Source organism: Streptosporangium sp. G12 (assembly GCF_052983175.1).
The window spans coordinates 34650-54489 of the sequence record NZ_JBRIQO010000046.1 but is presented as its reverse complement, the minus strand read 5'-3'; the positions used below and the strand labels follow the sequence as shown (position 1 = coordinate 54489).

The 19840-nt window shown below is 70.6% G+C and carries 17 protein-coding genes; 10 read left to right on the top strand and 7 right to left on the bottom strand.

From position 1 onward, the window contains the following. Positions 1–442: 442 nt before the first annotated feature. Complete coding sequence (locus ACVCAG_RS43165) at positions 443–1552, top strand: AI-2E family transporter (protein WP_447191531.1); 1110 nt, start codon at positions 443–445, stop codon at positions 1550–1552. Between the two features lie 4 nt (positions 1553–1556). After that, positions 1557–2315: a DUF6597 domain-containing transcriptional factor gene (locus tag ACVCAG_RS43160; RefSeq protein ID WP_440089087.1), complete on the top strand. Its 759-nt coding sequence runs from the start codon at positions 1557–1559 to the stop codon at positions 2313–2315. Positions 2316–2330: 15 nt separating this feature from the next. Here ACVCAG_RS43160 and ACVCAG_RS43155 read toward each other — a convergent pair whose 3' ends face one another. The 5 genes from ACVCAG_RS43155 to ACVCAG_RS43135 all read right to left on the bottom strand — a co-directional run bounded on the left by ACVCAG_RS43155 (position 2331) and on the right by ACVCAG_RS43135 (position 10681). Next, on the bottom strand, positions 2331–3182 hold the full coding sequence (locus tag ACVCAG_RS43155; RefSeq protein WP_440089089.1) for a PhzF family phenazine biosynthesis isomerase: 852 nt from the start codon (positions 3180–3182) through the stop codon (positions 2331–2333). Between the two features lie 169 nt (positions 3183–3351). Further along, positions 3352–4740, bottom strand: coding sequence for a hypothetical protein (locus tag ACVCAG_RS43150; protein ID WP_440089090.1), 1389 nt, complete (start codon positions 4738–4740; stop codon positions 3352–3354). A gap of 206 nt (positions 4741–4946) precedes the next feature. Then, the gene (locus ACVCAG_RS43145; RefSeq protein ID WP_440089091.1) at positions 4947–6977 is read right to left on the bottom strand and encodes a carbohydrate binding domain-containing protein; all 2031 of its coding nucleotides are present in this window, start codon (positions 6975–6977) and stop codon (positions 4947–4949) included. A gap of 116 nt (positions 6978–7093) precedes the next feature. Then, entirely contained in the window at positions 7094–8653 is a 1560-nt protein-coding gene (locus ACVCAG_RS43140; protein ID WP_447191530.1) for a cellulose binding domain-containing protein, read from the bottom strand. Positions 8654–8839: 186 nt separating this feature from the next. Then, positions 8840–10681, bottom strand: a complete 1842-nt coding sequence (locus ACVCAG_RS43135; protein WP_440089094.1) for a cellulose binding domain-containing protein — start codon at positions 10679–10681, stop codon at positions 8840–8842. A 942-nt stretch (positions 10682–11623) separates the two neighbouring features. Here ACVCAG_RS43135 and leuE point away from each other — a divergent pair. Further along, a complete protein-coding gene (gene leuE, locus ACVCAG_RS43130; RefSeq protein WP_440089096.1) occupies positions 11624–12286 on the top strand; it encodes a leucine efflux protein LeuE in 663 nt (220 codons plus the stop codon). A 102-nt stretch (positions 12287–12388) separates the two neighbouring features. Here the strand turns inward: leuE and ACVCAG_RS43125 are convergent, their stop codons facing one another. Beyond that, positions 12389–12736 carry a luciferase domain-containing protein gene (locus tag ACVCAG_RS43125; RefSeq protein WP_440089097.1) on the bottom strand — a complete coding sequence of 116 codons (348 nt, stop codon included), beginning with the start codon at positions 12734–12736 and terminating at the stop codon, positions 12389–12391. Between the two features lie 293 nt (positions 12737–13029). On the opposite strand from ACVCAG_RS43125, the gene ACVCAG_RS43120 reads away from it, so the two are divergent. The 3 genes from ACVCAG_RS43120 to ACVCAG_RS43110 all read left to right on the top strand — a co-directional run bounded on the left by ACVCAG_RS43120 (position 13030) and on the right by ACVCAG_RS43110 (position 15124). Further along, positions 13030–13689 (top strand): VC0807 family protein, encoded by a 660-nt coding sequence (locus ACVCAG_RS43120; RefSeq protein ID WP_440089099.1) that lies wholly within the window; start codon positions 13030–13032, stop codon positions 13687–13689. A 132-nt stretch (positions 13690–13821) separates the two neighbouring features. Further along, positions 13822–14295, top strand: a complete 474-nt coding sequence (locus tag ACVCAG_RS43115) for a tryptophan-rich sensory protein (RefSeq protein ID WP_440089101.1) — start codon at positions 13822–13824, stop codon at positions 14293–14295. A 208-nt stretch (positions 14296–14503) separates the two neighbouring features. After that, positions 14504–15124 carry a VTT domain-containing protein gene (locus tag ACVCAG_RS43110; protein ID WP_440089102.1) on the top strand — a complete coding sequence of 207 codons (621 nt, stop codon included), beginning with the start codon at positions 14504–14506 and terminating at the stop codon, positions 15122–15124. A 51-nt stretch (positions 15125–15175) separates the two neighbouring features. On the opposite strand, the gene ACVCAG_RS43105 is transcribed toward ACVCAG_RS43110, so the two are convergent. Continuing rightward, entirely contained in the window at positions 15176–15577 is a 402-nt protein-coding gene (locus tag ACVCAG_RS43105) for a lipocalin-like domain-containing protein (protein WP_440089103.1), read from the bottom strand. A gap of 210 nt (positions 15578–15787) precedes the next feature. Between ACVCAG_RS43105 and ACVCAG_RS43100 the strand changes: the two genes are divergently transcribed. From ACVCAG_RS43100 to ACVCAG_RS43085, 4 genes are all read left to right on the top strand, one after another. After that, positions 15788–16618, top strand: a complete 831-nt coding sequence (locus tag ACVCAG_RS43100) for a DMT family transporter (RefSeq protein WP_440089104.1) — start codon at positions 15788–15790, stop codon at positions 16616–16618. An 11-nt stretch (positions 16619–16629) separates the two neighbouring features. Continuing rightward, the gene (locus ACVCAG_RS43095; protein ID WP_440089151.1) at positions 16630–17853 is read left to right on the top strand and encodes a glycosyltransferase; all 1224 of its coding nucleotides are present in this window, start codon (positions 16630–16632) and stop codon (positions 17851–17853) included. A 99-nt stretch (positions 17854–17952) separates the two neighbouring features. After that, complete coding sequence (locus tag ACVCAG_RS43090; protein WP_440089106.1) at positions 17953–18696, top strand: DUF998 domain-containing protein; 744 nt, start codon at positions 17953–17955, stop codon at positions 18694–18696. A 122-nt stretch (positions 18697–18818) separates the two neighbouring features. Then, complete coding sequence (locus ACVCAG_RS43085; protein WP_440089107.1) at positions 18819–19751, top strand: acyl-ACP desaturase; 933 nt, start codon at positions 18819–18821, stop codon at positions 19749–19751. Positions 19752–19840: the final 89 nt, after the last annotated feature.

The window sequence follows — 19840 nt, the reverse complement described above, 5'->3', positions numbered from 1 at the left end:
GCTTCATGCACTGGCTTTTAACACACTGTTGAGTTCTCAAGAAACGGACGCGTACACCATCACCCTGACCCGACCAAGTGGTCCGGCAGAACTCCGGGGCGTTCCATTTCGTGTCACTATCTTATCAGGAGTGTCGGTTTCGTGTCAAACTGTCGGATTTCCGACGCTCGACTCGAACCCGTCGAACCCGCTAGGATTGCGACTGCCCCGTTTCCAGGGCAACCCCTCTAACTTACTCCAACATCCGGTCGTTGTCCAACCGGACTTCGGCGTGACGCATGCGCCCCGACGAAGGAGGTGATCAGAAGGAGGGTCCCGAGGCTCTGGCGATCTCCGCCGACCCCCTCGGGCCTGTGAACTCTATGTACGCCGCCGAGCTCCGTCAAATCGAAGAGCGCGCCCTGCCATGACGTGTTTCCCACCCGCTGGGTAGAGATCCGTCATGACGGACCAAAGAGTGTTGCCCAGGGCGCTCGTCGTGCTCCTCTGCGCCGCGGGCGCCGTGGTCATCCTGGCGGGGATCAGGGAGATCGGGTCGATCATCGGGCCGGTGTTGCTGGCCCTGGTTCTGGTCCTGGCGGTATCCCCGGTAAGAACATGGCTTCGCGAACGTGGGGCTCCCGGGTGGACGCTGGTGGCGATCCCCCTCGCGATCGTGCTGCTGGTGCTCCTGGGCATGGTGGCGATCCTGACCGTGGCGGTCGCGCAGATGGCGGCCCTCGCACCCACCTACGACGCGCAGTTCAACCAGCTCGTCGCGGAGGCGCAACAGCAGGCGGCCAGGCTCGGCATCGGCACCCAGCAGATGAACGAGGCGATCAACTCCTTCGACCCCGGCAAGATCTTCGCGCTCGCGCAGGGATTCGTCTCAGGACTGCTGGGCGTGTTCTCCGGCCTGGTCCTCGTCATCGTCCTGCTCCTGGCCATGTGCCTGGACGCTCAGGCCTTCTCCAGGATCCTCGCCCTGGGAACGGCGCGCAGGCCCCTGCTCATCGAGGCGCTCAGCAACTTCGGCCACAAGACCCGCCGTTATCTCCTGGTCTCGACGGGGTTCGGGCTGATCTGCTCCGCACTGGACGTGGCCGCGCTCTGGATCCTCGGTGTGCCGCTCCCCCTCCTCTGGGGAGTACTGGCACTGATCACGAACTACATCCCCAACGTCGGGTTCATCCTGGGACTGATCCCGCCCGCCCTGCTCGGTCTTCTGGAGGGCGGGCCGAAAACCATGATCTTCGTGATCGCCGCCTACATATTGATCAACTTCGTGGTGCAGTCGCTGATCCAGCCGAAGTTCCTCGGTGACGCCGTCGGCCTCTCCACCACCGTGACCTTCCTCTCGCTCATCCTGTGGACGTTCCTGCTCGGCCCTCTGGGCGCGCTGCTGGCCATCCCGCTCAGCCTGCTGACCCGGGCGCTGCTGATCGACAGCGATCCCGACGGTGACTGGGCCGCCGCTCTCGTCTCCGGGGACGTGCCCGACGACGGGCGACCCGGCGTGGGGAAGAAGCCGGGCGGGGGGCAGGAGAAGGTTCCTCCTTCGCCCGTACCCTGAGGTCATGTATCGCGAGTGGGCGCCGGACTCCCGCCTCGCCGGGCGGGTGGCCTGCGTGTGGAGCAACGAGGCGACCTTCGTCATGACGCAGCTGGTCGTGCCCGACGGCTGCGTGGATCTGATCTGGGGACCGGAAGGTGCGCTTGTCGCGGGACCCGACACGGGCCCGAAATCCGTCCGGATGACGCCGGGTAACCACTACACGGGGATCCGGTTCAGGCCCGGCGCGGTGGGCGAGCTGTTCGGCGTGCCGCTCGACAGGCTGCGCGACCTGCGGGTGCCGCTGTCCGACCTGGGGCCGTTCGCGGAGCTGTCCGAGCTGGAACCGCTCACCGCGCAGGCCGAGCCGGAGCCGTCCAGCGGGCCGGCCGGGGTCCGGCGGCCGGAGCCGTTCTCCGACGTCGTACAGCGGGCGCTGGCCGTACGGCTGCGCGCGGCGCCCGGCCCCGACCCGGCCGCGCCTGCGATCGCCGAGGCACTGCGGGCGGGCCGGAGCGTCAGGGAGGTGGCCTGGGACCTGGGGTTCGGCGAGCGACAGCTCCTGCGCCGGTCCTTGCGGTCCTTCGGGTACGGCCCGAAGGTGCTGCAGCGGGTGGTCAGGTTCCAGCGGGCACTGCGGCTGGCCAGGCGCGGCGTCACGGCGGCCGAGGTCGCCGCGGTCAGCGGGTACGCCGACCAGGCGCACATGGCGAACGAGGTACGGCGGCTGGCGGGGGTGCCCCTGAGCCGGTTGCTCGACCAGCCCGGCGACGGGACCACCTGACCGGACCGGTGCGGGTCAGGCGGTCTCCAGCGCGACCGCTCCGCCGCTCACCCGGCTCCGGCCGTCCGGGGAGGCGATCGAGACCTTCAGCGTGCTGGGCCGCCCCATGTCCACCCCCTGGATGACCGTGAACTCCGAGGAACCGTTCCCGAGAACACGCAGGTAACCGCCGAAGGCCGCGGCGGCGGCCCCGGTGGCGGGGTCTTCCACGACGCCCCCGACCGGGAACGGGTTGCGGGCGTGGAACCGCTCGTCGCTCTCCCGCCAGAACAGGTTCACCGTCGTCCAGCCTTCGCGGGTCATCAGCGCCTTCAGCCGCTCGTAGTCGTAGTCGAGGCCGGCCAGGCGTTCGCGCGAGGAGGCCGCGACCACGAGATGCTCCACGCCGCCGAAGGCGACGTGCGGAGGGAAGGCCGGGTCGAGATCGTCGTGGGACCAGCCGAGGGCGGCGAGGGCCTCCTCCAGCGCGTCCTCCGCGACGGGCCGTGAGTGCGTGGGGACGCTGGTGAGCGTGGCCCGGAGCGCGTCGTCGGCGATCTCGGTGTCGACGACGATCTCGCCCGCGTTGGTGTCGAACGTCAGGCGTCCGGTCCCGAGACGTTCGGCCAGCACCACCGAGGTGGCGATCGTGGCGTGCCCGCAGAACGCCACCTCCGCCGAGGGGGCGAAGTATCGGACCCGGAAGGCGCGTCGCTCGTCGTCGCGTGCGGTCACGAACGCCGTCTCGGAGTATCCGACCTCGGCGGCGACGGCCAGCATCTCCGCGTCGGAGAGCCCGGCCGCGTCGAGGACGATCCCGGCGGGGTTTCCCCCCTCGGGGTCGTGGGTGAAAGCGGTGTAACGCAGGATTTCCACGGTACTCGTCACGGAACCGGAATTTACCAGCCTTCCGGGCCGCCCCGCCGCCCCGTCACGCGGCGGTGACGGGGCGGGCGTGCTCGGGAGCGGGCGACCCGGACGGACCACGGGGCCGAGGGCCGGGCGGGAAGGACCGGCGCCGTTCAGGCGGGCGTCGGGATCCGGGCGCCGCGAGACGTCAGGCGGACGCCGGGACGGGTGCCGAGGGGGGTGGCCCCTCGGGGGAGGCGACGGGCGCGCGGGGGACGCGGCGCCCCCACGGCATGGCGAGCGCCAGGATCGGCAGCAGCACGATGGAGGACTGCGACCAGACGATGTGGAGACTTCGCCAGGTAGCGGAGTCGAACTGCGTCATGTAGAGGTAGCCGTAGCCCGCCCACAGGGAGACGCCGATGATCGCCGGCCACGCGAAGCGGGTGGGACGGGCGATCAGGAACGGCATGAACCACAGGAGATACTGCGCGCCGAGCCTGGGGGTGACGACCATGAAGGCGAGCAGCAGCGCCGTGGTGAGGTCGATCGGGTCGGCGCGGCGCCACACGAAGGCCACCGCCAGCATGGTGACGTAGATCAGGCGGGTGCCGAACGTGGCGAACCCCTGGTGCAGGTCGTTGATGCCGTGCATGCCGACGGCGGTCCAGCCCCACTGTCCGACGATCGGGCGGACGTCCTGGATCACCCGGATGACCTCGGGGATCTGGCTCAGCGAGGTGCCGGCGAAGATCGGCAGGGTGACCAGGAAGAAGACCGGTGCGATGCCCGTGGCCACGAACGCCACGGCGCGGGCGCGGAAGGTGGGCAGCAGCAGGAGCATGCCGGGAATGAGCCAGATCGGCCAGCTCTTGGCGCACAGCGCCAGTCCCATCAGCAGTCCCGCGAGCAGGGCGCGGCGCAGGGACTGCCGGTCGCCCTGGCGCGGGGTGAGCGCCCCGCGGAACATCCCCTCGGGGCCGAAGGCGTGCCGTACGGCGCCGGCGAGGCCGTGCAGCGCGACGCTCTGCCGTACCAGCGAGAGCGGGTCGGTGGTCATGCCCGGCCGGTGGGGATCGCCGGGACCTCGGGCCACGACGAAGGCGGCGACGCCGAAGACCAGGGCGACCGGCTCGACCTGGCCGTGGACGGAGGCGACGAGGATGGCGAGCGGGTTGCAGGCGTACTGGAAGGCGCGCAGCGACGCCTTGGGCCCACCGGCGAGCTTGCCGACCAGCGGGATCAGCACGATGTCGGCGACCACGGTGACCAGGCGGCCGCCGATCTCCCAGGGGATGCCCAGCCAGAGCAGGAGGCCGTAGACGTAGGGGATGGTCGGCAGGAAGTGCCAGCCTCCCGAGCTGCCCAGAACGGGGTCCTCGCGGTTCAGGACCGCCTCGCCGGCGGGCTTGAAGCTGTTGATGAAGTCGACCGGTTGCCAGGTGTCCACCGCCGAGGTGGCCATGATGAGCACCCGGAAGGCGATTCCGACCCCCAGCACGACCAGCAGCGAGGGCCTCCAGCCCTTCCACTGCGCGACCAGGGCGAGCACGACACCGAGAACGAGGACGAACCCCGTGAGAATTGCGTAGTCCATGACGGCCCCTAGCCTGCCGGACCTGGCGACCAACCAGCCACCCGGATCTCCAAACCGAGACCACTCTGCCAGTTTTCCCGGCCTCCGGAATCCGGGCCGTCACGGCGGGCGACCGCTTCGGGACGCCGGACACCCGCGGCCGTGAGGAGGCGCGGAGGGTGGAACCTCGCCGCCGGAAGTCCGTCTCCCCCGGCGGCGAGGGGCTTTCAGCCCAGGCCGTCGAGATAGGCCCGGTGGCTGCGGGAGAACTCGAAGGCGTTGTACCTGTCCCAGTTGATCGACCAGGTCATCAGGCCGCGGAGGTTCGGGTAGACCCCTCTCGGCCGGTACGACCCGCAGCCGGTCCCCTTGGCCAGGCAGTCGAAGGCCTTCTGGACCTCGGCGACCGTGGTGAAACCGTTACCCGCGAACGGGGCGGCGGGCAGGCCGATGGCGACCTGGTCCTGGCGCAGGGCGGGGAAGACGTTGTTCGGGTTGCCCGCGACGGGGAAGCCGGCGAGCAGCATGTCGGTCATGGCGACGTGGAAGTCGTGGCCGCCCATGGTGTGGTACTGGTTGTCCAGCCCCATGATCGGTCCGGAGTTGTAGTCCTGGACGTGCAGCAGGGTCAGGTCGTCGCGCATCGCGTGGATGACGGGGAGATACGAGGCGGCCCGCCGGTCGGCGGAGCCGTTGGGGCCCGGGCCGTAGAACTGGTAGCTCAGCTGGACGAAGAACGTCTCGGGGGCCATGGTCAGCACGAACCTGGCGCCGTACCTGGCCTTGAGGGTCCTGAGCGCGGAGATCAGGTTGACGATGACCGGGGTGGTGGGGGCGGACAGGTTGGTGTCGCCGTTGTCGAGATAGAGGGAATGGCCCTCGAAGTCGATGTCCAGCCCGTCGAGGCCGTACTTGTCGATGATGGCGCCCACCGACTGGACGAACGTGTCGCGCGCGGCCGTGGTGCTCAGCTGGACCTGGCCGTTCTGGCCGCCGATCGAGATCAGCACCTTCTTGCCGAGTGCCTGCTTGGCCCGGATCCCGGCGATGAACTCGGCCTCGGACTCGACGTTGGGGCACTCGGCGACCGGGCACCGGGTGAAGCGGATGTCCCCGGAGGTCACCGAGGTGGGCTCTCCGAAGGACAGGTTGATGACGTTCCACTCGTTGGGCACGTCCGCCATCCGGATGTAGCCGGAGCCGTTGGCGAAGGAGGCGTGCAGGTAGCCGACCAGCACCCGCTTGGGCAGGTTGCCGGGGGGCGTGCCGGTGACGGTCGCGGAGACCGCGCCGGACCTCGCCGACTCACCGGCGGAGTTGGAGGCGCTCACCTGGTAGCCGTGCGTCCCCGCGCCCGGGGTGTCGGTGTAGGAGGTCGCGGTGGGGGTGCCGACCCTCGTCCCGTTGCGGTAGACGTTGTAGGAGGTCGCGCCCGAGGAGGCGTTCCACCTCAGCGAGACGCTCGTGCCGCTGACGGTGGCGGCCAGCCCCGACGGTACGGACGGGGGCGGTGGCTGATCGTTGCCGACCGTCACGGAGACCGCGCCGGACCTCGCCGACTCGCCCGAGGCGTTCGTCGCGCTCACCTGGTACGAGTGGGTGCCGGTACCGGGGGTCTCGGAGAAGGTGGTCCCGGTGGCGGTGCCGACCCTGGTGCCGTCGCGGTAGACGTTGTAGCCGGTCGCGCCCGAGGAGGCGGTCCAGCTCAGCGAGGCGGTGGTGGCGTTGCCGGTGCCGGTGAGCCCGGTGGGCGCCGCGGGGGGCTGCCCCTGCCCCGGCGCTCCGTCGAGGACGACGTCGTCGGCCTGGTAGACGCCCTGGCCGTACCAGCCGTTGACGTGGATCGTCACCGAGGTGGTCGAGGCGCCGGTGGTGAACGAGGTCGACAGCTGGGCGTAGGACGACGGCGAGGACGTCCACGTGCTGGGGTCGGTCCCGCCGGTTCCGGTCGCGCCGAGGAAGACGTAGCCGCCCCTGACCCAGGCAGACAGGGTGTAGGCCGAGGACGGCCTGACACTGACCGTCTGCTGACAGCGGGCGGTGTCGTTCCCCGCCGGTGTCGCCTGCAGGGCCCCGGTCCCGCCGTGTACGGGTGAGGAGACGGTCGTGGCGCCCGAGGAGGCGGAGCAGGTCCACCCGCTCAGCCCGTTCTCGAAGCCCGGGTTCGTCGCGATGTTGGCCGCGTGGGCCGGTGTCGCGGCCAGCATCGTCCCGCTGAGCGCCAGTACGGCGGCCACGGCGAGTTTCCTGAGGTACATCCGATTTACCCCGCAAAGATCTTTAGGAGGGTGTCGTGGGATACGGCCCGCACCCCGGGCGGGGTGCGGGCCGTACGGGTCGTGCCGGCCGTACGGGTCGTGCGGGTCGTGCCGGTTCAGAAGCCGGCGGTGACGCGGGTGAAGTCCCAGTCGTTCTGGGCGATCCCGCTGCAGGTGGAGGTCACGCCGCCGCCCGGGCAGGGACGGTCGCGGTTGACCGCCCAGTAGGCGAAGCGGGTCAGGCCCTTGGACCTGGCCCAGTCGCGGATCTGGGTCCAGGCCGCCACGGTGGTCAGCTCCTGCTGGTCGGACAGGCCGTTCATGCCGGAGATGCCCATCCGGGCGTACGCCTGCGCGTCGGTCCAGCCGTTGGCGGCCTTGAGCGCGTTCTTCAGGCCCTCGGAGGCGTTGACGGTGTCGGTGTAGATGTTGGAGGCGCCGAAGTCGAACGGCATGATCGTGTAGTTGTCGATCGGCACGGCCAGCGCCTTGGCCTGGTTGATCAGGCGGATGCCGTGGGAGGTCGGGCCGGTGGTGGAGGTGCCGAAGGTGACGGCGATCTTGACGTTCGGGTTGTTCTGCTTGACGATCTTCAGGCCGTTGAGGATGCGGTCCTGGACGGTGTAGTTCTCGAACTCGTCGGTGTTCTCGATGTCGAAGTCGACGACCGCGGGGCCGACGGCGTTGATGACCTGCTGCACGGCTCCGGCGAAGGCGGCCGGGGTGGAGCAGTTCGGGCCGAGCTTGTTGCCCGACCAGCCGCCGAAGGAGATCTGCACGCTGCCGCCCGCGGCCTTGATCTGGTTGATCGCGGCCTGGTCGGTGCCGCCGGTCAGTGGCCGGTTGCCGTCCCAGGCGGGGTTGCAGCCGCCGCTGGACAGGATGAACGCCATGGTGAAGGACTTCACGCCGGTGGCGCTCATCACGGTGGCGGGGTTGGGCGGGCTGCCCCAGCCCATGTAGAGATACGGGGCTCCGGGCATCTTGCCGGGCGGCTGCGGGTCGGTGCAGCCGGTGGTGGTGGCGCTCACCGCGCCGCCGGCCGCCGACTCGCCCTGGGCGTTGTAGGCCTTGACCGTGTAGGTGTGCGAGGTACACGTGCCCAGCGAGCCGATCGTGGCGCTGGTGCCGGTGACCTGGGCCCGCTGCGTGCTGCCTTCGTAGACGCGGTAGCCGGTGACGGTGCCGCTGGAGGCACCCCACGACAGCGAGATCGAGGAGTTGGTCGTCCCGGTGACCGACGGCGTACCGGGCGCGCCCGGGGTGCCGGGGACGCCACCGCCGCCGCACGCCGCGCCGTTGAGGGTGCAGTTGGACGGGGTCACGCCGCCCGGACTGCCGTTGAAACCGAAACTCGCGGTCGCACCGGGCGCCAAAGTGCCGTTCCAGCCGACGTTGGTGAAGGTGAAACGCTGCCCGCTACGACTCAACGACGCGTCCCAGAAGGACCCGATGTTCGCCCCCGAGGGCAGATCGAAGGCGACCGACCAGCCGTTGACGGTCGTCGTACCACCATTGGTGATCGTGTACTTGCCCTCGAAACCGGTACCCCAGTCGGAGACCTTGGTGAAGACGGCGGTGGGGGGCGCCGCGAACGCGGGGGTCGCGACCAGTGACAGGCCGATTGACATGCCGAGCGCGGCCAGGACCGCGGTCAGCGTTCGTCGAAATCTCATGGCTCTTCCTCGGTTGGGGGGTGCGAGGTGTTGGGGGTGCGAGGTGCCGGGGGTCGAAAGAGGCGAGGTGTTCGAGGTACGGGATCCGGGGCCCGCCCGGCCCGGTCGTGGGTCGCGCGGTGCCGGGCAGGTCCGGAGATCGGGAGGTCGGGGGTCCGGGGGCGGAAGGTGAGGAGGTTCCGGGTGCTAGGGCAGGGTCGCCAGGTGCGGCTTGACGGTCCTGGAGAAGTTCCAGTTGTTGCTGGCGTCCCAGTTGATGGACCAGGTCATCGCGCCACGGATGCCGGGGTAGGTGCGCGGCGGCACGAAGCTTCCGCAGCCGGTCCTGGTGGCCAGGCAGGTCAGGGCCTGGTTCACCAGGGCGGGGGCGACGATCCCGCCGCCCGCCGCGCCGGGTCCGGCGGGCAGGCCGAGCGCCACCTGGTCGGGGCGGAGGCCGTTCTCCAGCTGGATGCAGGCCAGCGCGGTCATGAAGTTGACCGAGCCCTGCGAGTAGGCGGCCATCTGGTCGCAGCCGAGCATGGAGCCGGAGTTGTAGAACTGGGTGTGGACGACGGTGAGGATGTCCTTGATGGCCAGCGCCAGCTTGAAGTACTCGCCGCCGGTGGACTGCATGTCGATGGTCTGCGGCGCCATCGTGATGATCAGGTTCGCGCCCGCCTTGGCCCGCAGCGATCGGAGCGCCTGGCCCATGTAGGTGGAGTTGAGCCCGTTCTCCAGGTCGATGTCGACGCCGTCGAAGCCGTAGCTCTGCATCAGGGCGTAGACGGTGTCGGCGAACTTGGTCGCGGCGGCGGCGCTGGCCACCTGCACGCGGCCCGCCTCGCCGCCGACCGAGAGGATGACCTTCTTGCCGCGGGAGTGGAGGGTCTGCACGTCGGCCCTGAACTGGGCGTCGGTGTAGCCGCCGAGGGAGGCGGACAGGCCCGGGTCGACGCCGAAGACGACCTCACCGGGGGTGGCGGTGGCCTCGCCGAAGGAGACCGCGACCAGGTCGTACTCGTTGGGCACCGCCGACAGCCGCAGCTCGACGGCCGGGTTGTCGAAGTTGTGCCAGTAGCCGGTGAGGAAGTGCTTGGGCAGCGGGCCGCCGCCGGTGCAGCCGTTCGTGGTCGCGCTCGCCGGGTCGCTCCTCTGGCCCTCGCCCGCCGAGTTGTACGCCGCCACCGTGTAGGTGTGCGCCTCGCACACGCCCAGCCCCGACACCGTCGCGCTCGTGCCGGTCACGGTCGCCCTCACCGTGGACCCCTCGTACACCCGGTAACCCGTCACCGTCCCCGAGGACGCGCCCCACGACAACGCGACGCTGTTCGCACCGCCGGTCGCCGACAGCGCGCCCGGCTTGCCGGGGGCGCTGCTGTTGCAGCCGGTGGTGGTGGCGCTCACCGCGCCGCCGGCCGCCGACTCGCCCTGGGCGTTGTAGGCCTTGACCGTGTAGGTGTGCGAGGTACACGTGCCCAGCGAGCCGATCGTGGCGCTGGTGCCGGTGACCTGGGCCCGCTGCGTGCTGCCTTCGTAGACGCGGTAGCCGGTGACGGTGCCGCTGGAGGCACCCCACGACAGCGAGATCGAGGAGTTGGTCGTCCCGGTGACCGACGGCGTACCGGGCGCGCCCGGGGTGCCGGGGACGCCACCGCCGCCGCACGCCGCGCCGTTGAGGGTGCAGTTGGACGGGGTCACGCCGCCCGGACTGCCGTTGAAACCGAAACTCGCGGTCGCACCGGGCGCCAAAGTGCCGTTCCAGCCGACGTTGGTGAAGGTGAAACGCTGCCCGCTACGACTCAACGACGCGTCCCAGAAGGACCCGATGTTCGCCCCCGAGGGCAGATCGAAGGCGACCGACCAGCCGTTGACGGTCGTCGTACCACCATTGGTGATCGTGTACTTGCCCTCGAAACCGGTACCCCAGTCCGAGGTCTTGGTGAAGACGGCGGTCGCCGAGGCGGCCTGGGCCGGGAGCGCGACCGTCATCGCCAGGACGAGGGCCGCCAGGGCGACGAGAGAACGAGCGATGGCACGTAATTTCACGTTGACCTCATGCATTCCGTGGGGGTGACCGTACGACCCGCGCCACGCGGGGGGTGCGCGGGCGCGAACGTGGACGCGGGCCGTACGGCGGGGTGGGCACGGCTCCGACCGGGGGGGCGTTCCGTTGATCGGCGCGGGACGCCGAAGACCGCCGGGTTCGGCGAGTCGTCACCGGGTCGCCGGCGCCTGGGCCGCCGTCACACGCTCCGGACACCGCCGACCGGCGTGCGGTGCCGATGGGATCCGGTGCCGGCGCTTCGAGGACGGGCCGCGATGGCGGGGAAGGACGTGTCGCCGGAGACGGGGGTGGCGGGGCTGGGCAGGCCGCGGTGAGGGCTTGCAGCCGCAGTCAGGACAAGTAAGGAAAAGGTGCGCCGCATGATCGCTCCCATGGACGTGGAACCTGGGGGTGAGGCGTCCGGACGGTCGGACCTTCAGCAGTGACGGCTGCCGTCGTCGAGTTCTCGCAGCTGGACATCGGTCAGAGGGGAGGCACGGGCCACGGGCACCCCCGGTCGGCATTTCTTTTAGGAAAGTTTCCTAAGAGTTGTCGCGATCGTAGCCTTGACAGACCCTTGCCACAAGGCCCAAAAAAGTCAGTCTCCGATGCCGCGCCCAGGTGCGTTCCGGCGCCCGCCCCGGGCGCGCGGAGGAACGGTACGGCGACCCCTCACCCGCCGCCCTCCCCCGCTCTCCATTCCCGTCCGTCACTCCCGCCCGCCACTCCCGTCCGGACCGGGAGTGCCCCCCAAAGGCACGATTCGTCGCGCCCGAATGGCATGATCCGCCACATCCGGGCTACGCGATCCGCGGCGTCCGGGCGACATGGTGCGCGGCGTCTGAGGTACACGGCGCATGGCGTCCGGAAAACCCGGAAAGGGAGATAAGCACCTTTAGGCGATACGGTAATGACGCATCCGTAACGCCCCCTGGAGTATCGACGTGTTCTTCGGCATCACCGACATCTGGACCTACGTGGTCGGCGCCTTCTTCATCATCCTGTTGCCCGGCCCGAACTCGCTGTACGTGCTCAGCACCGCCGCCCAGCGTGGGGTGCGGCAGGGGTACCGGGGGGCGATGGGGGTCTTCGTCGGCGACACCGTCCTGATGGTGCTGGCGGCGGCGGGGGCCGCCTCCCTGCTGAAGTCGACGCCGCTCCTGTTCAACGTCGTCAAGTACGCCGGTGCGGCCTACCTCGCGTGGATCGGGTTCCAGATGCTCCGGTCGGCCTGGCGCTCGTGGCGTTCGCCCGACGCCGGGAGCGCGACCGCGGAGGCGGCCCCCGGCCGGGAGCGGGTCACGGAGAACCCCTTCCGCAAGGCCCTGATCGTCAGCCTGATGAACCCGAAGGCGATCCTGTTCTTCGTCTTGTTCTTCATCCAGTTCGTGGACCCCGCCTACGGCACCCCCGCGGTGTCCTTCCTGATCCTGGGCGCGATCTGCCAGCTGTTCAGCGTGCTCTACCTGTCGGCGCTGATCTTCGGCGGGACGTTCCTGGCCGGACGGTTCCGGGCCCGCCGCGGGCTGTCGGCCGGGCTGCGGACGGGCGTGGGCGCGCTGTTCATCGGCTTCGGGGCGAGGCTGGCCACCGCGACCCTCGGCTGACGCCGCCCACCACCGCCGCCGCCCGTTCACCGCAACTTCGGACCGGCGCCGGCCACCGCGAACCCCGGATGACACGCCTGCCGCCGCCCTCGGCCGACGCCGTTACCGCGGGCCCTGGTTGACCTTGATCGCGACGCTGACGAGCGAGAGGAACAGCTCGGCGTCGGCCCGGCCCTCGATGGACATGGCCACCCATCCGGCGTCGGCGCCCGGGGTGATCCGATGGCAGTCGGTGAGCACCCGCGCCCACTTGTCGATCATGGGTTTGGTGAGGAGCAGCTCCGCGGTGTGATCGCCGGACATCCTGACGATCTCCCTGCCGCCGGCCCGGAATCCCAGCCCTTTCCGGGTGCGTTTCAGCGCCAGGTCCGGCCAGCGGACGAGCTGGGCGGCCACATTCTCGACACCCTCGGTGGAACGGCGGGACGCGTGCGTGCGCAGCACTGCCATGTCTCTCATGGTCGCGGACCGGACCCGATCAGGAAAGCTCCCGTTTCTCAACCGTTACCGGCATAGTGATCCTTTTTGTGAATCGTAATGATCCGCACCTGTCTCATCCGTTATTGCAGTGTTATTGAGTTGTTTTCACGAGAGCACTGCACGGCGTCAGGTACGGTGAGTGGCCGGTGAACAGCCGGAAGCAACCCTCTCCGCAACCCCTCGCGACGGCCTGACATGCTCGTGTCATGCCGGGGTAGGCGTGAACGCCCATCGCCTGCCACCGCACCAGCCCGTGGAGCGTCATGAGCCACCAGCCCATCGTCCTCCCCCGCCTCACCGCCCTCGCCAGGCAGGCGGCACCGAAGCTGCTGGAGGGCGTCGTCGCCCCCCTCGCCGTCTTCTACGCCGCGCTCGCCCTCCTCGGCCTGAAGGGCGCGCTGATCGCGGCGGTCACCTGGGTGTACGCGGGGGTGGGGTGGCGGCTGATCCGACGGATTCCCGTGCCGGGCACGATGATCCTCGCCGTCATCGCGATCACCGTACGGGCGCTGCTGGGGTTCTGGACCGGGAGCGCGGTGATCTACTTCCTCCAGCCGGAGCTCGGGACGATCTGCATCAGCATGGTCTTCCTCGCCTCGGTGCGGTTCAACCGCCCGCTGGTGCAGAAGCTGACCCTCGACTACATCCACCTGCCCTCGGCGGTGCTGAAACACGAGCGGGTCCGCCGGTTCTTCGCGCGTATCACCCTGCTGTGGGCCTTCGTGCTGCTGGCCAACTCCGCGGTGAGCATCTGGCTCCTGCTGCACGAGTCGATCGGCACCTACCTGCTGGTCCGCACCACGGCCGTGGCCGCGATCAGCGGCCTGGCGGTGGCCTTCTCCCTGTACGCCTTCCGCCGGATGCTGCGCCGCCTGCACTACGACCCCGTCGCCACCCGGGCCATCGCCGCCCCGCCCGCCTGAGCCCCCCGCGCCCTGAACCCTACGCCGGGAAACCCCGGAGCTCCCGTACCGGGCCCGGCGAGGATACGGCGCCCCCGTACGAGGGAAACCGCGGCGCGGTAGATCCGCGAAGAGGGGGGCAGGGAGGTTTCCATGGTCATCGCGCAACAACCGAAACGCTGGGCCGGGCTGCCTGTCTTCGCCGTCGCGCTCGTGCTGGTCGCGGTGGTGGGATCGCTGTCGGCCGTCGACGCCGGCGGCGAGTACCTGTCGCTGGAGCGGCCGCCCTGGGCACCGCCGCAGTGGCTGTTCGGCCCGGCCTGGACGGTCCTGTACGTCATGATCACCCTGTCCGGCTGGCTCGCCTGGTCGGCGCGCGGCCTGACACCGGCGCTCGGCGTCTACGCGGTCCAGCTGGTCCTCAACGCCGCCTGGACACCGCTGTTCTTCGGCGCCGGCCAGTACGGCCTGGCGTTCGCGGAGATCGTCGTCCTCTGGCTCGCGATCGTGCTCAACATCGTCATGTTCCGGCGGATCAGCCGCCCGGCCGCCTGGCTGCTGGTGCCCTACCTGCTCTGGGTGACGTACGCGGCCTCGCTGAATCTCGCCATCTGGCAGCTCAACTGAGCCGTGTCTCCCCCTCCAGGAGGGGGTGGCTCAGGCCGTTCGAGCGATGTGACCGGCTCCCCCCGGTTTCCGGAGTCGGCGGGACGGACCCCCGGTGATCTCAGGGATGTGATCCGAGAACACCGGGGTTCCTCCCGGATGCCCTGAGGATCACCGGGCCGTCAGCGTGCTGCGTGAGACATTCGCAACCCCCCGGCTGGAGCCCGACGTGACACAGGCCATCCTCGACGTCCTGCACGATGTGATGACATCTCCATGGATCTACCTGGCGCTGTTCGCGCTGGCGATGCTCGACGGTTTCTTCCCCGTGGTCCCGGCGGAGACGTCCGTCATCACGGCCGGGGTGTTCGCCGCGGCCACCGGCGCGCCCGACCTGCTCCTGGTGATCGTGGTGGCCGCGCTGGGCGCGTTCGCGGGCGACCACATCTCGTACGCCATCGGGCGTACCACCAACGACCGGCTGCGCAACGGCAGGCGCAGCCGCAAGGCGTTCGCCTGGGCGGAGCGGGCGCTGGCCGAGCGGGGCGGGCTGGTCCTCGTGGTGGCCCGCTACATTCCCGGCGGCCGGACCGCCTGCACCCTGACCATGGGCGCGGTCGCCTATCCCCGGCGCTCGTTCGCCCTCTTCGACGCCCTCGCCGCGGTGACCTGGGCGGTCTACTCGGGAATGATCGGCTACGTGGGCGGCGCGGCCTTCGAGCACGACCCGATCAAGGGCCTGCTGCTCGGTCTCGGCATCGCCCTGGCGGTCACCGTCGTGGTCGAGGTCGTCCGCCACCTCCGCCGCCGTTCCGCGCCGGAGGCGGAACTGGTCACCTCCGGCGACTGATGAAGGAGACCGTTCCCGAGGAGGTCCGCACCCCGGCACGGGGCACGACGTTCACGACCGCCTCCAGATCAGGGTGTGCCACCGGCCGCCCTCACCGGCCGCCAGGACCAGCCGGTCACCGTCGGCGTTCAGCTCGCGGATCTGGACGGTGCCCGCGAAGGCCGGGTTGAGCGCCACCTCGACGTCATGGGCGACGTGGCCGTCGCGGACCTCGTAGCGGCCCGCGTAGGCGAAGAACGACGTGAACGCCTCGGCCAGCGCCTCCGGGGGCGCCTGCCGCGGGCCGACGCCGGGCAGCGGGGCGCGCCCGGCCCGCGCGATCGTCGCGCTCATGTGGCCGTCGGGGGTGTAGCAGAGCAGGCCCACCGCGTCCGTGCCGAAGGGGTGCGAGACCCGCCCGTCGGCACCGGCGATCCGCCACTCGACCAGGCGCCAGGCGCCCACGAGATCCATGCCCGAGAAACTACGATAAGAGAAGCCAGCAGGTCAACAGCCCCGACGCGAATCTCGGGGAATTCCCTGCGAAGTCAGGGTGAACCCCTATGGCTCCGGCACCTTCCCGCACGGGACGCTTCGACTGTTCACCCCGAACCCCTCAACGGACGCCTCCCCGAGGCGATCCGGTCATCTCGCCATGTCTTCATCTGCTTGGAAGGAGTGTGCATGACCGTGCTGGCGGCCGGCCTGGCGTTGCTGGGATCCCTGTTCTTCGCACTCGGTGCCGCTCTGCAGCAGTTCGAGGCGGCGAGCACGTCCCGCGCCGGTCTCGGGTACCTGGCCAGGCGCCCCCGGTGGCTGCTCGGCGGCCTGGCCATCGCGGGCGGCACGGCCCTGCACGTCGTCGCCCTGAAATACGGCCCGCTCACCCTGGTGCAGCCGATGGGCGTGGCCAGCCTCCTGTTCGCCCTGCCGTGTGCCGCGGCCCTGCAACGCCGCAGGCCGCGGCCCGGTGAGCTGGCCTCGGCGGCGGTGATCGCCATCGGGCTGATCGGCCTGGTGCTGGTCGTGCCCGAGCACGGCGGGAACCCCCACCTCAGCACCGGGGAGGCGGTGGTCCTGCTCGCGGGGGCGGCCACCGCCGCCCTGGTGCTGTGGACCCTCGCCAGGCGGGTCTCCCCCGCCGCACGGGCCTGCCTGCTCGCCACGGGCGCGGGCGTGCTGTACGGCGCGACCGCCACGCTCACCCGCGTCCTGGTCGACGGCGACTGGGAGCCGTGGTTCCTGTTCGCCGTCCCGATGCCCGCCGTGATCGCGCTGGCGCTGCTCCAGCGCGCCTACGCCGTCGGCCACTTCGGCGTGGCGTTCGCCGCCCTGCAGGTGGCCGACCCTCTCACCGCCGTCGCCTTCGGTGCCCTCCTGCTCGGCGAGCCCCTGCCGACCGGCGCGGCGAGCACGCTCACCGCGCTGGCGGCGGCCGCGCTCACCGCCGCCGGAACCGTCGCGCTGGCCCGTACCACCCCGATGTCCCCCTCACCTGATGTGACAGCACGATGAACGGAGCACCGATGGTCATGCCGGCCACCGCCCCCCTGTACGCCCCCGTGCGGGCCCCCGCCCTCCTCGCCACCCGGGCCCGCCGGGTGCTGATCGGGGCGGACACCTACCCGCCGGACGTGAACGGCGCCGCCTACTTCGCCCACCGGCTGGCCCAGGGCCTGGCCGAGCGGGGGAACGAGGTCCACGTGGTGTGCGCCTCGGACGAGGGACCGTCCAGGACCGAGCACGTGGACGGGGTGACCGTGCACAGGCTGCGCTCGGCGCCGGTGCTGGTCCACCCGACCATGCGGGTAACGGTGCCGACCCGGCTGGACCGGCTGATCGACAGGATCGCCCCCGACGTGGTCCACGTGCAGGCGCACTTCGTCGTCGGCCGCGCGGCGATCTCCGCCTCCCGGCGCGCCGGCATTCCCGTCGTGGCAACCAACCACTTCATGCCCGACAACCTCTTCCAGTTCGCGCACATCCCCGGCCGGCTCCGCGAGAGGGCGGGCGCGCTGGCCTGGAAGGACTTCAACCGCGTCTTCTCCAAGGCCGACCGCGTCACCACGCCCACCGAGATCGCCGCCGGTCTGCTCACGGGCAAGGGTTTCGGCCCGCCGGTGGAGCCCATCTCCTGCGGCATCGACCTGGCGAGGTTCCAGCCGCGCGCCGAGCCGAAGGCGTGGGCCCGCAGGGCCTTCGGCCTGCCCGACCGGGACACGATCGTGTTCGTCGGCCGACTGGACGAGGAGAAGCGGCTGGACGAGCTCGTCCGGGCCCTGCCGCACGTGCTCGTCCACACCGACGCGCAGATCGCGCTGGCCGGAACCGGCGGGCAGCGGGCCGCGCTCGCCAGGCTGGCCGACCGGATCGGGGTCGGGGACCGGGTGTCCTTCCTCGGGTTCGTCCCCGACGAGACGCTGCCCCAGGTGTACGCCGCCGGTGACGTCTTCGCCATGCCGGGCGTCGCGGAGCTGCAGAGCATCGCCACGCTGGAGGCCATGGCCAGCGGCCTGCCGGTCGTCGCCGCGGACGCGATGGCCCTGCCGCACCTGGTACGGCCCGGCGAGAACGGCCACCTGTTCCGGCCCGGCGACGTCCGGGAACTGGCCCGGCACCTGGGCGCCCTGCTCGCCTCCCCCGGGACGCGTGCCGCGATGGGCGCCGCGAGCCGCGCCATCGCGCTGACCCACGACCACCAGGCCTCCCTGGCCAGGTTCGAGCGGATCTACCAGGAGGTCGCGCGATGAGGTTCGAGACGATCCGCCGGGAGATGGGACCGGACTTCGAGACGGTCCGCCGGGAGGTGGCGCGATGAACTCCGAAGCGGCACACCGGGGGGTGGCGCGGTGAACGAGGGCCCGCCGTCCCGCTGGCCCGGCGTGGCCGGGCCGCTGTTCGCCCTGGCCGCGATGGGCTACGCGCACCTGGTCGCGGCCGACACGGTGGACCCGTTGAACGGCCTGATCAGCGACTACGCGCTGCGCGACGACAGCGCCTGGGCGATGGTGGGCGGCACGATCGCCCTGGCGATGGGCTGTCTCTGGGTCGCGTACCTGCTGGCCCGGGTGGCGCCGGTGCGCGGTGCCGCCTCGCGCGCGCTGTTCGTGGCCGCGGCGCTGGGACTCCTTCTCACCGCCGCGTTCCCCACCGACGCGGCGCCCGGCGTCGTCTCGATCGCCGGGGAGATCCACCGCTGGTCGGCGGCCGTGGTCTTCACCGCGCTGCCCTGCGCGGGGTGGATGCTCGGCCGCCGGTCGGGAAACGGGCCGCTGGCGACGGTCTCCGTCCTGTCGGTGGTGTTCCTCGCCTGGTTCCTGGCCGCCCACCCGGGCTCGCTCGTCTCGGACCTGATCGACGGCGCCGACCACTACGGCCTGGTGGAACGGCTGCTGGTGCTCTCCGAGATGGCGCTGATCCTCCTGGCCGCCCTCTGGCCGGGGCACCGCGACGGCGTGGCCGGTCACCGGTCCGCGGTGCGGGAACAGGGCATGACGGTCCCCGCCCAGCCGGGCCCGGACGGCACCCGCCGTCCTCACCGGCCGGGTCCGGACGGCACCCGGCATCCTCGCCAGCCGATCGGTCTCGGCTGACGGCGAAGGTGCTCCCTTGAATCGCCCACGAGCGAGTAAATGAGACATGCGGCACGTACCCATCACGTCTTACCTACGCTAACGTAGGTTACGGTTGCGTAGTCTTCGAGGGAGAAAACCTGATGCGAGAGTTCAGTGAGACCGAGCTGCTGCTCGAGCTTGAGCCTGTCGTCGCGGGGGAACTGGACCGGCACCACAAGGTGGCCAAGGAGTGGTTCCCGCACGAGTACGTCCCCTGGTCGGAGGGACGGAACTACGACGGCCTCTACGGCGGGGACGCCTGGGTCGAGACCGACACCAAGATTCCCGAGGAAGCCCGCATCTCCCTCATCGTCAACCTGCTGACCGAGGACAACCTCCCCAGCTACCACCACGAGATCGCCACGACCCTGGGTCGCGACGCGGCGTGGGGCACCTGGGTGCACCGCTGGACCGCCGAGGAGGGCCGCCACGGCACCGCCATCCGCGACTACCTGACGGTCACCCGCGCGGTCGACCCGGTCGCGCTGGAGCGGGCCCGGATGGTGCACATGAGCGAGGGCTTCACCAACTCCTACGAGGGCGTGCTCGCCTCGGTGGCGTACGTCTCCTTCCAGGAGCTCGCCACCCGCATCTCGCACCGCAACACCGGCAGGGCCTCCGAGGACCCGAACTGCGAGCGGCTGCTCGCCAGGATCGCCGCCGACGAGAACCTGCACATGCTCTTCTACCGCAACCTGCTCAACGCGGCCTTCCAGCTCGCCCCCGACCAGACGATGCGTGCCGTGACCGACGTCGTCACCACCTTCCAGATGCCGGGAACCGGCATCGAGGGCTTCACCCGCAAGGCCATGACCATCGCCAACGCGGGCATCTACGACCTGCGCCTGCACATCGACGACGTCCTGCAGCCGGTCCTGCGCCAGTGGGACGTGTTCAACATGAAGAACCTCGGCGCCGAGGGCGAGAAGGCCCGCGAGGAGCTCTCCGACTTCCTCGGCAAGCTGGAGGTCACCGCCTCCCGCTTCGTCGAGCGCCGCGAGGCCCGCCGCGCCCGCCAGGCCGCCGGCGCCTGATCCATCCTCCGGCCACCGCGTCCCTCCCCGCGGCACCTCGTCCCCGTCCGGGCCACCGCGGCATCCGCTTCGCGGTGGCCCGGCGTCGA